We start from the raw sequence: 14,406 nt of genomic DNA, 5'->3' as shown, positions 1-14,406 counted from the left end.
CTAAAAGTTAGTCCTTCTTTTTCTTTTAAGCCATTGCTCCATCTTTTTATCAAATTCAGACTGTGATTCTTTCTCTGCTTGAACAATATCATCTTTTGTTGGTGCTGCCCCTTCAAAGTGATATACAGGTGCATAGTTTATTGACACCGCTCCGTTGTCACGACCTGCATCTTCGACCTCATATCCTGAAGTAGCTATTCGATCACTCAGTGTTGATAGTGGAACCCTGTTTGTTCCCATCTGTAAGTCTTCAATGCGCTCTGCGAGAAGTTTTACAGATGCACCTATTGCACTGTCAATAAATCCACCCATTTTACTCCACAGATCTGACAACGGAAGTATTGCTTCAGCTCCTGCCTCTCCACCTACCATAGCACTATTCCCATTTATTCCAAACATTGTGGGACTGGTCATTATTCCACCATCTTTGTACCATTCTACTCCCATAGTAGGTACCTTTGGTGGTGCAAGGCTGAAATCTCCCTTTATTGAAAAATGCGGCATTTTTAGCTTGGGTAGTTCCCATTTAAAGTTAAAAAATCCTTTTATTGCATTTACTGCACCAGACACAATGTTTTTTGCCGCTTCAAGCTTTTCACTAAATGCATTCTTTATTCCATCAAGTATGCCAACCACTGTGTTCTTTGCACCCTCTAAGTGAGTAGTAAAAAATGATTTTATTTCTGACAACTTGCCATTTGTAGCCACATTTATTGCACTAAGAGCACCAACAACAACTCCTTTCACTGCATTAAGTGGTGCAAGGGCAAGAGAACTCAATGCACCAAATGCACCTGAGAAGATACCTTTCAATCCTTCAAGAGCTTGCGACCAGTTGCCTGTAAAAACTCCTTGCACAAAGTCTATGACTCCTTGAAATACCTGTTTTACTCCACCAATAACTCCATCTATTGTCGCCTTCCATCCATTAAAGACTCCTTCAATGAATGCAAAAGCAACAGGGAATTTATTCTTAAAACTTTCTATAGCATTCCCAACAGATTCTTTAATGGCATTAAACTTCTCACCAAGCCATGATCCAAGCTGTCCTGCCTTTTCCTTTACCGTATCCCAGTTCTTCCAAAGTAAAACTCCGATAGCAATAATCGCACCTATTGCCAAAATCACCAAACCTATAGGACTAGTTAAAAAAGCAAATGCCGCACCAAGTGCACTTGTCACTGTTGCACCAATGCCTGCCACAGTATTCCAAGCTGCTGTTGCAGTTATACTTGCCCACTGTGCAACAGTGTGTGCTTTTTCTGAAACAATGAGGGCATATTTCTTAGCAATTGATATTCCTGTCAGAATATGATCTTGAGCATATAATCCATTGATATATATTGTTGCTGCAATGTCCTTTGCTTTTGCAATATTTAAAATTGTCATAGCCTTTGCAGCAGAATAAATACCTGTTACAAGCTGATAAAATTTAACAGCTCCGACTGCTGCACCTATTGCAGTGATTGTAGGCAAGAATCCATCCCATTCTACAAATGCATCCACCACATTTGCGGCACCTCCTACCACTTTAAGAAGTGCGTCCGTAATATTTGGAATAGCCGTTTCGGCTATATATGTAATCGTAGGCTTGGCATTATCAAAAGCTTCGAATAACCTGTCCTTTAAATCACTTGCTAAATCTATAACACTTTGGATTGCAGGCTCGTTTTCCGAGATTTTTTCTGCTACCCCGGTGACCGCACTTTCAAGTGTCCCTATCAGAAAATCTGCCACTTCCTGACCTTTACTGATGAAATCCTGAGCCACTTCAATGGCACTTCTTACTGAATCAGGCAACTTAATTCCAAAGCTTTCCTCCATCATTGTGCTGAAAGAATTTATATCTCCTTCACCGCCTGTGACCGCCACCAAGAAATCCATGACACCTGTAGTCATATTACCTACACCTGTCATAAACTCATCTATTGGGAGTTTATTTATCATTCCGACAAAGTTTTCAGTAATCTTAGGAATAGTATTGGAAAATCCATCCATTATTTTTATCGCATGTGGTCCAAAGGCTTCAATCATTGATATTTTCAGATCACTTACAGCACTGCCCATTCTTGCCATTGCACCCTTCAAGGTGTTTGTGACCTTTTTATCCATTTCATCCAGTGCACCTTCGGAATTATTAAGGTTATCTGATAGTGCATCCCATGCTGAAGCCGTACCGTCTACACCTTCTTTTACACCATCAAGGAGATATCCAAACTTTGAGTAGTAGTTTGTTCCGGCAATGGCTGCCATATAGTTATTCTTCTCTTCCTCTGTCAGACCTGACATCGCACCATTCAAATCAATAAGGATTTGACGCATATCTCTCATTTTACCGGTATTATCATAGACAGCGACACCAAGCTCCTTAAATGCCGCCTTTGCCGCATCTTTGGTGGAAATACGCACCAACATTGAGTTCAGGGCAGTACCTGCCTCTGCACCCTTTACACCATTATTCGCAAGTATACCAAGAGCGGTTGCAGTCTCCTTGAAATCCATGCCTGATGCCCTAGCGGCACCACCACACCCAATCATTGCTTCCATCAATGCTGCAGAAGTTGTATTTGCCTTATTATTTGTCATAACTACTACATCAAGATATTCTTGAAGTTCGTCTATACCGACTCCCATTGCACTCATTGAATCAGTGACCTGATCACTTGTGGTTGCCAAGTCTGCCTGTGTAGCCTCTGCAAGCTTTAAGACAGGAGTAAGTGCTTTTGTGCTGGTCTCCACATTCCAACCCGCAAGTGCCATATATCCCAATGCATCAGCGGCTTCAGATGCAGTGAAGGTGGTGGCTTTTCCTGCTTCTCTTGCAGCTTTTGACAGTTTTTCATATTCACTTTCAGTAGCACCGGCTATACCTGCTGTATTTGCCATTGACTGTTCGAATTCAGAATACTCACTGACCGCATCTCCAATAAATTGTCCAACCTTTATTGCAGCAAATGCTCCAGTGATCATAACAGCTGCCTTTTTTGCCATTCCTGCAAGGTGACTAATCCCATCTTCAGTCATGCCAAGGCTCTGCTTCAAAGAGTTCTCTACTTTACCTGCGATTCGAATTGCCAGCTCTTGCTCGCTGCTTCCTGCCAATCTCTTCCACCTCCTCTGCTATTTCTATCAATTCAAAAACAGACAGGGATAGAAAATAATCAATCCCTGTCTGTAATGACATAGCAAGCTGTATTGCAATTTTTCTTAAATTTTTACCATCTTCAGGTCTTATCCCTCTCCGTAAAAAAAAGAGGTTACCTTATTTTTTACCTTGATAGCATCCCTTGGATGTAATCTTTGAAAAAATTCTAAAGGCATCTTTGTTGCTCTTGCTGATATGATACAAGCATATTCAAGTGACATCTCAGGTAAGAATGAGAAGCTTCCACTTTTTTCCAGTATTTTATTTGCTGCAATCATATCGGTTGCAGTCATATCCTCTAATCCACTTAAATCTACCTGTCCATATTCCTCGCCCTCATAGTTGTACTTTCTTGAAAAAGTAATCACCATAGAATTTTCAGAGTTAGGACCCTCTACAGTAATATCCTGAGCAACTGATACATTAACTACTTTATCTCTATCTGCCATATCTGTCTCCTTTAGCACTGACTTCTAATCTTCGCCAACAAATCTCTATCATTGACTTTATAAACATTATTAAGCTTATCAAGTTCAACTCTCTTTTTACCATCAAGCTCTATCATGATATATGCCACCTCAACAGTAACAGAGGCATCCATTGCTCCGCCCTGCTTAATAGTTCCCCCTGTAAGCTTCTTTTGCCTTCCCCTGACTACAACTCTCATTCCCTTAGTATCTATTCCACCGGTACTCTTTACCGTATATTGTTCACTTGCTCTAAGAGTTAAGTCAAGAGTTTCTGTTGGAGACATAAGGCTAAAAGCATCCTCATCAAGTATACGGAATGGAATTTCAAGCTCCATACTTCCGAAAGCTCCGATTACAACCTCTTCTATTTCTCCAAGTATGCCCGGTCCGCTAAGCGTCTCCGTTGTTCCTTCAAAATCAGGGAGAGTTATCTCACCTGTCAATCCCACAAGAGCAGTTCCTTTATAATAAAGATTGAAATTGTTAATCACTCCCGGTATCCCAAGAACTCCTGCCATAATTAATTACCTCCTCCACTTATTGCTGCTGCAAGCATGCTTGGATCAAACTCCAAAACATTAAGGATATCCTCTGCCGGTGTATAAGGTGCCAGATATTGACGGAATTTAATCTTACCATTCAGTATATCCGTTATTTGATTATCCTTTTCCTCAAATACAATCCTTGCGCCTGCACACTTGCTCTGTGACACATATGAATTTCCTCTGATATTCTCACTATCGACAATTGATTCAATTAAACGATAATTTGCAGGGTCATCCACTTTCTGGAAATATGTCATAATAAAGCTGTTACCCCACCATGAAAAAAACCTTCTACAGCAGAACCATCTGTCTTTAGGGTCTGTCACTCCGGGATATGCTGCTGTATTATTTCCCCATGTTCTCCAACCATTAACATTAATTGCTGTGATAACACCCTGGCTGTTAAGTAGATTTGCCTGATTCTGATCAAGTGTTACCTCTGTTCCGTCATCAAGTACCAGACCTGTGATTTTTGCCATCTTATTTGAAGGTGAAAGATTTGGAACATCATCATTAATTGCATCTGTATAAGCAGTAAGTGCTGCAAATATTGCCGAAAATGCGTACTGCTTCTTACCAACCTTTACTTGTGGCCATAGCACAACGCTATGTTTATTTGTATATCCGTTTTTATTTTTCCACTCTCCAACTGCACTGTACTTCTTTGCTCCGGTACTACTGCTGTCTAAATCAAGGACACATTCACAACTGAATACTCCATTGATTTCCGAACACTTGCTTCCCAAAACAATTCCTACTTCAGGTATTTGCGACCATCCCGGTGCAAGTAAAAGACCGGGTGTCATGTTGAACCTCGGATATACCTGTCTAATAAGCTCAAGCCCACTTTCTTTGTCTGTAGCTGCATCATATCCACCAATTACGTCCTTAGCCTTTACAGCCGAAGGATCTATACTTGTGGACTTTACTGTTAATGTACTTGCTCCTGCATGTGAACTTCCCTCAATCAGAGATACCAGTACTTTTCCATCATCAGTAAAACTTGTAATATAATCTTCATTTTTTACAAGCGTAGCAGCCCCATCTTTAACCACTAAAGTATCAATAAGAATCCCATCTTCTTCAAGCTTTGCCTGCTTTGCAACCACATTTACTGAAGCCTCTGTATTATCTTTTTTGTGCTTTTTAGGATCCAATACATTAATAAAAATAATTGGAGCCACATTAAAAATCCTGAAACTTGCATCCATACTTTGACAGAGAGTGAATTTTTTAAAATCATCACTGTATCCAAGCTGACTCGCTGCCTCTGAAAAGCTATATGCAATCAGTGGTACATTAGTAACACTATATGGGTCTTTTGCAAGATTTATCGGTGCAGTTCCAATTACAACCTGTAGTCCTGCACTTCCTGTAATTGGAGCAACAATACTTGTTGCCTGTTCCTCAATCCTTATTCCGTGATTATAAGCCATTAACTATCCTCCTGTAATTTATAATCTGCAACCTTTTCATATAATGAGAATGTTGCTCCTGACTTCGTCTCAATTTCTTTTAGTGCATCTGCAAGCCTGTTTACAGGAATAACTAATCCCTTAAATGCAGGCTCTTTATCAATTGCCGCCTTTAAATTATCCGGTAGACCATTATTGAATATAGTATTGTGACTTGCTACACCTATTATTGTAGGACCAACATAAACAAGTGTTTCCACTTCTTTGGGTTGGGATGTAGGTATAAGTGCTCTTACCTCTTCTTCCACCGGTTCTGTTATTGTTTTCTTCAGTTCACTCATGCGTATTTATCCTCCGTTCTTATAGCTGCTGTCTTAAAAGTCATGCTGATAGCTCCGAAAAAATATGGGAATGACTCCTCTTCCTGAAGAGCCCACTCAAATGGATGCTGTTCATCATTTAAAAATACAAACTGATTTGCCAAGATAGGATTTTTCAAAAATCGCTCACTAATTTTCTGAATTAATTCAAGCAATGTCTCATGGCCATCATTGTTCAAATTATCATCAAAACATCCAAGAATTAGCATTACCTGAACTTCCTGTGCTTCCACCCATCCTTTTATCTTGCCATCTAAAATCCTCACGATAATATATGGAACAGGATCCGGTGCATCCTCATCTTCTCGTATTGGAAGATTCTGTGCATATATATTTAGTGAGCCATACTTACCAAGAGAATCTTTAAATAAATCTTTCTCAAAAATACCACCGATATCTTTCATCAACTCTTTTTGAAGATTTCCTGCTGTCATTATCTACCTCTGAAAATTCTACTCGTTTCCCTATTGATATGTTTCTTCAAGCTTTCTTGTATCTTAGGCTTGACGATGCCATATACTTTTAACTCATTTCCAATCATTCTAGGGATTGATGGGCTGTAAAATTCTTTTAATTTAGTAGTATCTCCACCGGTTTCTTTTCTCTTAGATATACCATTTGTATATTTATTAGGTGGGTCTCTCCTCACTACAGCTACATGTCCTGAATGATACTTCACAACAAATGCTTTTAACTTATCGTTCAATGACAAGTCCTTTAAAGCTCCATCTTTATACAACTTACCCCTTGCACTTGCTCCACCGCTATGCCTTCTATATTTAAAATCCGATAGTGCAGTAGCCTTTCCTGTTATCTTTAAAGTCGCAACAAGATTTGAAGCGGTTGCATTTTTCTGCCTAATTGCTTTTTTAAATCTTGGAGATTTTACAGCATACGTCTCCCTCGCTTTATCTGCCAGAGCTGTCTTTGCATCTCTGGCAGTAGCGTTTAAGGCTTTTTTTATAACATTAGGCACTTGATTTTCGAACAACAAAAGTTTAGCTCTGACCCTTGAAAGGCTAACCTCATCAATACCAAACTCAATCATTTGCTCCTATTCCCTTCCAATGTTATCGTATAAATACCATACTCATCTGTAGAGTCAGTAATTAAATATCGCTTACCGTCAAGCATGATTTGCCTTCCGATTGCAGGCAATGATCCAAAGTCCTTCGCTTTCACATAAATCAACTTTTGCTTAACATATACTCCGTCCATATTAGACTTTGCCTTTTTTTCTCTCTCTATAACCTCATTATCATCTACCTGCACCGGCATATCTTTTCCATCTACATTATGGATATCTGCAAACTCCAAGGTGTTAAGGAATACATTCTCAATATCCTGATTTAAAATTTCTTTGAATGACTTCCTTTGCATCAATACCTACTTTCTGCTCCTTACAGGTGTCTTCGGTATCTTACCTACAAGATTTTCATCTGTCTCTGAACCTACTGCATCACCTGCAAGTCCTGCCTCTGCCACTACAGGAATTGCTTTAGCAGGTGGCAATTTCTCTTCTGATTTTTCATCTGTAGTACCATCCGATGCAGATTCCTCATCCTCTACCCACTCGGCAGTCCCTGCCTCAATCCATGCACTCACCATTTCAGGATTGTTTGCGACCAGTTCATCTCCAATGTCGTATTGCTTAGACAAATAAAGAATTGGATATTTAGCTATAAGTTTTCGCATATTTGCCTCCTATCCAATTTTTACCTTGATGGATGTAGCACTCGCCACTGCATCTTCAGCAGCATATCCTGCAGGTGTGTTGCTTCCTGCGGTCTCAGTTATTCCCGTGCCGTCAAAGTATACATTCGTTCCCATTTTTATTTCATTCGTTCCGGTTTTCTTAAATTCAAACACTCCTGAAACATGAATCGTTCCCGTTGCCTTTGGCAGGATGTCGTCCCCTGCTATACCAATTCTTGTTCCAATCTTTATTACAGTGCCGACAGTAATCTTATCACTGCCAGTATTTGTGTAATCGAGGGCTTCCCCTCTCTGAAAATATGTAGCACTTGCCATACTAAACCTCCTTTATTTATGCCAATGGGTCTGCAACTGTGGTACCGTTATTCTTGACTGCACCTCTCCAGTCCATAACCGCAACACCCCAGTCAAGGTATATATCCCAAACGAATCCGAGCTGCCCAGGTGTTTCCATTCTTCGTATAGTTGGAACTTCCTGTCCGTTAAGATAATCAACTTCTATAAAGTCCGTATCATCCTTATGTCCGATTAAGAACCATGGCATTGTCTTTCCATAGCCTCCACACAATACATTGATAGTTGGCTCTTCCACAATCTCAATAGAGCTTGCATATCTAAACAATGGGTTTACTGCCTGTGTATTGCCGGATGTATTAATTGTAGGGCTGTTGAATATTGTAAATATCTCAAATCCCATACCGGAAGGAACAACCAATGTAGCCGGTCTTATAATTATTGCATCTCCGAACTCATCCACCTGATTCTGAAGTGCAATAATCATTTTCTGCATAGATTCCCTTGTTATTCCTGTTCCTGTTGCAAGCAGATTTTTATGCATTGTTGAGAATAAAGCAGTGCCGTCATGTATTGCCGGATTTTTTATCAAAATATTGTATACCTGCCTATTTATTGTCTTTCTTGCACTTGCTGCATACTTTGCCGGTATTCTTGTTACAAGATCTATATCATCATTTATGAATGCCTGTCTTGTAAGTGTGAATTGCCTACCGTAAGTCTTCAATCTTCTCGTCGGACGCTTTTCATCACTGAAGGTATCATGCTTAAGCTCACCGCCCTCCGGCACTTCAAGGAACTCTCCTGCCGGACCTGCTAAATAATAGTTATCATTAGTCTTAAAATCCTTTAGGCTTCCCTTCTTAGTCCACCTGTCAAATGTCACAGATACAGTCTTATGACCTTCCACATATGCCTTATTGATAGCATTGTCTAAGATTGCCGGGAAAGAAGCAGTTGGATTATAGAACTGTCTCTGAAGCATTCCAAAAAGTTCATCAGACGATCTGCGATTTAAACTGCTATCTCCTTCACCTGCAAGACACTCAATAGCCAAGTCACGAAGCGACATTCCCATCATCTGTCTTGAACCGTCAGCAGGCTTTTCAATGCTCATTCCACTCCTAAGTAACAGGGAATCTGCTGCCGCTGCCCTGAACTTATCTTCTGCAGTAGCTGTTACATCAACTCCTCTTGCAGCAACCGGTGCACCGTTTTTTCTCACATGTTCAAGAACTGCATCTCTAACCTGATCAATAGTTGAACCGTTATCAATATATCCCTGTGCATCCATCCCAAACTCTCTGCACAAGTCATTTATCGAACTTATACGTTCCCTCTCTTCAGCAACTGCCCTTTGAAGAATATCTCCATCCCTCTCTCCTGTGGCAGGGACTGCAGGATTTTCCTCTGCTGAAATTTCTGCCGTTAACGAATCAATATCTCTTTGAAGAGCATCAAATTCCGCCTGCTCCTGAACAGTCAAATCCCTGTTTGCTTCTTTTGCAGCATTTACTATATCCTGCTGGCGTAAAAGCTTTGTCTGTCTTAATGCTTTTTTATTCATGTTTTTTTTCCTCCTTGTTTTACCCTTGTTTTATTTATTTGAAGTTGCCTGTTAAACCAATCTAAAGAGCGATTACTTGAAGTTACCTTTTCCTCTCCAAGTTCTCTGCCTACGCCTACTGTAGGATCTGCAGGTACACTCACGATTGAAATCTCATAAGGTGTCCACTTCCTTGCAATATCGCAAGGTCCCGTAAACTTTCCATCTGCCGAATGCTTCCCAGGCATTACCTCTTCCCAAGAATCTATCTGATAGCCTACCGACACCCCTTTGAGTGTTCCACTTGCTACCTTCTGATAAATAAGTTCTGAAGCTTCATCCGTATCAAACTCAATCTCTGCCATGCCACGGCCATTTTCAAGCCATGCCTTTGTGATTTTTCCTACTACCGCATCACGATTGTGATTAAAAAGCAAACATCCAATTTCCTGAATCCTTGTAAGATCTACAGCTCCCTCTGAGTGATCAAGTATTTCCGTTCCCCAGAATCTTTGATACGGTTCTTCAGATGAAAAAGAGAGGATAAACTTTCGTTCATTCCCCTCTCCATCTAAAGCTCTTATACTGTTTTTTATCAGCTCTCTGGTTGCTGTATCCTTACTCCTTTTTTGCACCGGCTTGTCCCTCTGAAGAACTCTCCTCTTCATCTTCATATAACTCCTCCTTTGTTTTATTAAAAATCACACTGCCCATATCAATGCCAAAACCTTTAGCGTACTCAAGGACTTCTGCAATTTCTTCAATCTGTTCTTTCCAATCCCTGCCCTGTTCTGCAGCAATCTGTTTAAAGGTCTTTTGACCTGTGTTCAAAGCAATACGATTTGCATTTGCTTCTTTCTGTGGATCAATCCATTTTTTAGGTGCAATAATCCATGTATGCTCCAAATATTTATCTTTATTTCCCCAGAAATCTTTTAGCGAGATATTTCCTGAAAGCCATAAGGATATAACAAATGTCTCATATATCTCATCCATTACTTCCATCAGCATCTCTTTTTCTTCCGCATAGGTCATCTCATCTTCGATAATTCCCTGTCTTGTAGAAGAATAATTACTTTCACTCATATCCCTGCTTGTTGCTTCATAACTGATGCCCTGTCCTGCACCAACAAGTCTTTGCTGAAGTTTTATATAGCTTGCTGCATCTGTAGCCTGTCCTGCAGGATTAACAACTTGTATTTCATCTCCTGCATTAAGTTCTTTGATCATTCCGGGTGTTATAGACTTTCCTCGATAATCATGGAGAGCTCCCTGCCCTACACCAATTCCTCTTCCTATGCCCGTAGTTGGTATGGTTTTCTTTATAAATACCGAAAGGCAGGCCGCTATCCTCTCTTTCACCGATACAGCTACCATAAATTCGTTTGTATCACGAATTCTTGTGATTGTAGGACTCATATCGCTAATTTCCCTAATCTGTGACGGTCTATGCTTTGTGTACAGGAATATAACATCCTTTGCCTCAATGTATACAGGTGTTGTCAGTGCTAAACTGTCAACAGGATATTGCCTAATCCAATAGCCAACCGGTTTATTGTACTCATTCATCTCAATACCGCCAACCACCTTGTTACCTTGAACCTTTGGTGTCATCTGAGAATTATCAAGTTCATCCACCTCAAATGTCTGAAGCTTAAATGGCAGGAACCCGTCACTTGTATACCTCTTTACTATCAGAATTCCTCCGTCTATTTTCTTTCGTTTCATGCACATTCGCATCATCTGAGTAAATGATTGAGTTCCGGTAACATCACAGTTTTGCTTTTTACACCACTTTTTCCATGCCGCCTCTATGGTATCATTTAATTCATCATCACCTGTCTTTACCTGCAAGGTGTATCCGCCACCTATTACATTTCTCTTATAGGCACCTATAACGGAGTTCATCATATCCGAATTCCTCTCTAAGTCCCTGGCTCTGGCTCTGACATTATCACGACTGTATTTATCGGTATACTCCGCTGACTGATTTATCACTCTCCAATTTGCATTCCCTCTTGAGTAATCACCCGCATCATAGCTCCTCATTTCCTCAAGATTTTGTCGCCATGCTTCTCTCTTTGCACCCCATTCAGGTGATATAAAAGAGATTAAATTATCTAACCAACTCATATTACCTACCTTCCGCTAAATATAGCAACATAGGTATCATCTAAAAGGTGATTACCGTTCTCTGACTGTATTTGTGCGGTCAGATCATTTTTCATCTTGTAGAGTAGATTCAAATCTGCACGTGTCATCTGCCTTGTACCAAGCTTATATGACTGTCCTCCTACAAGAACTGTATATATTGCATTATTAACTTCTTCAAGCATTTCTCTTGCTGTATAATTGTTATTCATTGCAAATCTCCTTAGCCTTAAATATTCCAGTTCTCACTAGTTTTAATCCACTGTTCTTCAGGAAAGTGCTTCGTATTATCTTGCTTTGCGCTCTTCCCTACATTCTCAACAACATTATCAAGATGCATTGTTCTCACTCCAAGAATATCCGCTGCACATAGTGCATAAACCTCACAGTCAAGATAGTGGTTATCAGCATGTGCTGTTTTTGGTCTCCACTCTTGCTTAACAACACCTTTTCCGTTTTTAACATTAACTTTATGCTCTGCAGTTACTTGTGTCGCATACTCCATATCACAATTTTTATACACCATCCATGAACCGGTTCCATTATCTTTCCTCATACGTCCTGCAATCATATCCTTATACTTACCGGTATCAACGAGTACAAGATTCATCCCATATGCTTTACTGTCAGCCTTATTTACTTTAGACAATTTATAATGAGTAAGCATATTATTTGAAGCACCCTTACTTGGTAATGCCCACTCAGAGTTGTTTGCACAGAAATCATATACTCTGTCGGTATCGTTTCCTGAATCTATCAATGCGAGTGAAACTACAAGAGGAGTACTGTCAGGCATCTGGTACGACAAATTCATTATTCTTTCCACCTCCTGGAATGAATATGCTTGGCCATGTGCTATATTTTGACTTGTGAAATAATCTCCCCATGCTCTTATGCTCCAATAAAAGCAGTTTTCCTGAACATCAACTCCTCCTGTCAGAACCTTCGTCCACTCAGGAACAATAAACTCTTCATACTCTGTCTGCCTTTCCATAACGAGGTCTGCATTGGTCTTAAGCTTTGTATCCTCCCAAGGCTCTGCCAGCCAGCTGTTTACAAAGTTTTGCAGTTTCTCGGGGTCATCATGACTTTCAAGAAATTCTTTTGCAACCTCAGAAAACCTCACAAAAGGCGAATACAACGTATTCATCCAGAATGCAACTTTTCTTGCGAACTTAGTGTTTTCCTTGACAACTCTCCATTCTCCAAGCCTAAGCATATCCGGTTTATCTCTATCTGTTATTATGCATCCACATTCTTGGCACACATACGTTGCGAACTCTGCACGGTCTGCATAGCTCATATCCTCACCCTTGGGGAATTGGATTTGTTTCATCTTTAATTCAATATACTCTCCACAATGTGGACATGGCACAAAGTAATGCTTTTCAATATCAGCATCTTCCATAGCTTTCCATATATGCCCCTCTCTTAAGGTAGGCGTACTCGTCAGGAATATTTTTTTATTATGGAATGTTTTCGTTCTCTCCCTTGCAAGAGAAATTGGGTCAGCCTCCTTCTTGCTTGCACCTGGATATTTATCTACCTCATCAAGGAAAAGAAATCGGATTGCCTTACTTGCAAGACTTGATGGAGAATTTGAACCTGCAAGAGTTAAATACATTCCATCAAACTGTAACTCCAACCTTGTTGACTCGTTTTCTAAAAATCTGTTTCTAAGCCCCGTAGAAGCCTTTATCATAGGTTGAAGCCTGTTTTGAGATACTGATTCAGCAAGTTTATCAGTAGGATACACTATCATAGTTGGAGACGGGTCCTGCTGAATAATATATCCAACCATATTTTGTAGGCATTCCGTGCCACCTACTTGAGTAGGTTTAACATATATAATTTCCTCTGTTTCATAATTATTAAATTCATCCATTATTCCTTTCAAATATGGTGTGTGTTCTGTTCGCCACGGCCCAGGTATAGCAGAAGACCTTAAGTCTAAAACTCTATATTTATCTGCCCACTGTGTGACTGTAATATCTTCTGGTGGCTTTAAGAATTTAAGTACTTCTTTCTGATAATTTGTTACTTCAAATTTACGGAACGGATTTCTTGCCACGCTTTTTCTTTTCCAATTCTTCATGTGTGCAGCCTGCCACCACAAAGCTGTCCATCAATCTTATAACTTCTGAACTCAAATCCTTCTCCACTGCTCTAAGTTCAACAGGATCACAGTGTCCTATAATTCTGCCTACAAGTCTACTTGGCAAAGATAATGCAAATTTTTTGAATGAAACAAAAAATCGGCTATAGTCCATCTTCACCTCTTCGATATCAATGTACTTACCCGATGCTATCTCTGTCTTTAACCTATGCATTTCTCCTTGCGATTCTTTTAAAGCAATTTCAGCTTGAAGCTTTTGTTCCCTAAGTTCCATTTCTCTTTCAGATTTACTTTTACCATATGCTCTATCCGAAAGATATTTTATATATTTTTGTGTCGTTGGAACTAATTCATACCTATTCCCCTCTAATGTTTTTGTAGTAGATATTATTCCTTCTTGTGTAAGTTGTTGAACCCTTCTCACAGTCACACCAAAAAGCGAGGAGATAACTTCTACACGACAATAAGTATTTTGCTCTTCAAGCATCAACCATCACCTCCTATAGATTACTTTCCCTGCCAGTCGTAACGAAATCAAACATGTGTTTCTATTTTTAGGGAGACAAGGACAGGGCTGTTTTCCGCCCCGCATATGGCCTCCCCCTCTGGTAGTACCTATTATTTTTTT

16 protein-coding genes are annotated in these 14,406 nt (G+C 39.9%); all 16 read right to left on the bottom strand.

The window, feature by feature from the left end; translation table 11 throughout:
- Positions 1 to 3,102: a phage tail tape measure protein gene (locus HMPREF0381_RS14300; protein ID WP_008750167.1), complete on the bottom strand. Its 3,102-nt coding sequence runs from the start codon at positions 3,100 to 3,102 to the stop codon at positions 1 to 3.
- 129 nt (positions 3,103 to 3,231) lie between these two features.
- A complete protein-coding gene (locus tag HMPREF0381_RS01850) occupies positions 3,232 to 3,594 on the bottom strand; it encodes a phage tail assembly protein (RefSeq protein ID WP_040461036.1) in 363 nt (120 codons plus the stop codon).
- Positions 3,595 to 3,605: 11 nt separating this feature from the next.
- Positions 3,606 to 4,133 carry a phage major tail tube protein gene (locus HMPREF0381_RS01845; RefSeq protein WP_008750165.1) on the bottom strand — a complete coding sequence of 176 codons (528 nt, stop codon included), beginning with the start codon at positions 4,131 to 4,133 and terminating at the stop codon, positions 3,606 to 3,608.
- Positions 4,134 to 4,135: 2 nt separating this feature from the next.
- A complete protein-coding gene (locus HMPREF0381_RS01840; protein ID WP_008750164.1) occupies positions 4,136 to 5,596 on the bottom strand; it encodes a phage tail sheath family protein in 1,461 nt (486 codons plus the stop codon).
- The gene (locus HMPREF0381_RS01835) at positions 5,596 to 5,916 is read right to left on the bottom strand and encodes a hypothetical protein (protein WP_008750163.1); all 321 of its coding nucleotides are present in this window, start codon (positions 5,914 to 5,916) and stop codon (positions 5,596 to 5,598) included. The genes HMPREF0381_RS01840 and HMPREF0381_RS01835 overlap by 1 nt, the downstream gene beginning before the upstream one ends.
- Positions 5,913 to 6,389, bottom strand: a complete 477-nt coding sequence (locus HMPREF0381_RS01830; protein WP_008750162.1) for a hypothetical protein — start codon at positions 6,387 to 6,389, stop codon at positions 5,913 to 5,915. The genes HMPREF0381_RS01835 and HMPREF0381_RS01830 overlap by 4 nt, the downstream gene beginning before the upstream one ends.
- The gene (locus tag HMPREF0381_RS01825) at positions 6,389 to 7,003 is read right to left on the bottom strand and encodes a hypothetical protein (RefSeq protein ID WP_008750161.1); all 615 of its coding nucleotides are present in this window, start codon (positions 7,001 to 7,003) and stop codon (positions 6,389 to 6,391) included. The genes HMPREF0381_RS01830 and HMPREF0381_RS01825 overlap by 1 nt, the downstream gene beginning before the upstream one ends.
- Positions 7,000 to 7,335 carry a hypothetical protein gene (locus HMPREF0381_RS01820; RefSeq protein ID WP_008750160.1) on the bottom strand — a complete coding sequence of 112 codons (336 nt, stop codon included), beginning with the start codon at positions 7,333 to 7,335 and terminating at the stop codon, positions 7,000 to 7,002. Before HMPREF0381_RS01820 ends, HMPREF0381_RS01825 begins: the two co-directional genes overlap by 4 nt.
- A gap of 6 nt (positions 7,336 to 7,341) precedes the next feature.
- Positions 7,342 to 7,650, bottom strand: coding sequence for a hypothetical protein (locus tag HMPREF0381_RS01815; RefSeq protein ID WP_008750159.1), 309 nt, complete (start codon positions 7,648 to 7,650; stop codon positions 7,342 to 7,344).
- Positions 7,651 to 7,659: 9 nt separating this feature from the next.
- Entirely contained in the window at positions 7,660 to 7,986 is a 327-nt protein-coding gene (locus HMPREF0381_RS01810; protein ID WP_008750158.1) for a DUF2190 family protein, read from the bottom strand.
- 16 nt (positions 7,987 to 8,002) lie between these two features.
- The gene (locus tag HMPREF0381_RS01805) at positions 8,003 to 9,532 is read right to left on the bottom strand and encodes a phage major capsid protein (protein WP_008750157.1); all 1,530 of its coding nucleotides are present in this window, start codon (positions 9,530 to 9,532) and stop codon (positions 8,003 to 8,005) included.
- Positions 9,529 to 10,185 carry an HK97 family phage prohead protease gene (locus HMPREF0381_RS01800; protein WP_242824378.1) on the bottom strand — a complete coding sequence of 219 codons (657 nt, stop codon included), beginning with the start codon at positions 10,183 to 10,185 and terminating at the stop codon, positions 9,529 to 9,531. The genes HMPREF0381_RS01805 and HMPREF0381_RS01800 overlap by 4 nt, the downstream gene beginning before the upstream one ends.
- Complete coding sequence (locus HMPREF0381_RS01795) at positions 10,130 to 11,644, bottom strand: phage portal protein (protein WP_008750155.1); 1,515 nt, start codon at positions 11,642 to 11,644, stop codon at positions 10,130 to 10,132. Before HMPREF0381_RS01795 ends, HMPREF0381_RS01800 begins: the two co-directional genes overlap by 56 nt.
- A gap of 5 nt (positions 11,645 to 11,649) precedes the next feature.
- Entirely contained in the window at positions 11,650 to 11,874 is a 225-nt protein-coding gene (locus HMPREF0381_RS01790; RefSeq protein ID WP_008750154.1) for a peptidyl-prolyl cis-trans isomerase, read from the bottom strand.
- Positions 11,875 to 11,891: 17 nt separating this feature from the next.
- Positions 11,892 to 13,757: a phage terminase large subunit family protein gene (locus tag HMPREF0381_RS01785; protein WP_008750153.1), complete on the bottom strand. Its 1,866-nt coding sequence runs from the start codon at positions 13,755 to 13,757 to the stop codon at positions 11,892 to 11,894.
- Positions 13,711 to 14,265 (bottom strand): hypothetical protein, encoded by a 555-nt coding sequence (locus HMPREF0381_RS01780; protein ID WP_008750152.1) that lies wholly within the window; start codon positions 14,263 to 14,265, stop codon positions 13,711 to 13,713. The genes HMPREF0381_RS01785 and HMPREF0381_RS01780 overlap by 47 nt, the downstream gene beginning before the upstream one ends.
- Positions 14,266 to 14,406: the final 141 nt, after the last annotated feature.

Origin of the sequence: Lachnoanaerobaculum saburreum DSM 3986 (assembly GCF_000185385.1) — a bacterium.
Lineage (GTDB): Bacteria > Bacillota > Clostridia > Lachnospirales > Lachnospiraceae > Lachnoanaerobaculum > Lachnoanaerobaculum saburreum.
This window is presented reverse-complemented; position numbering and strand designations above follow the sequence as displayed.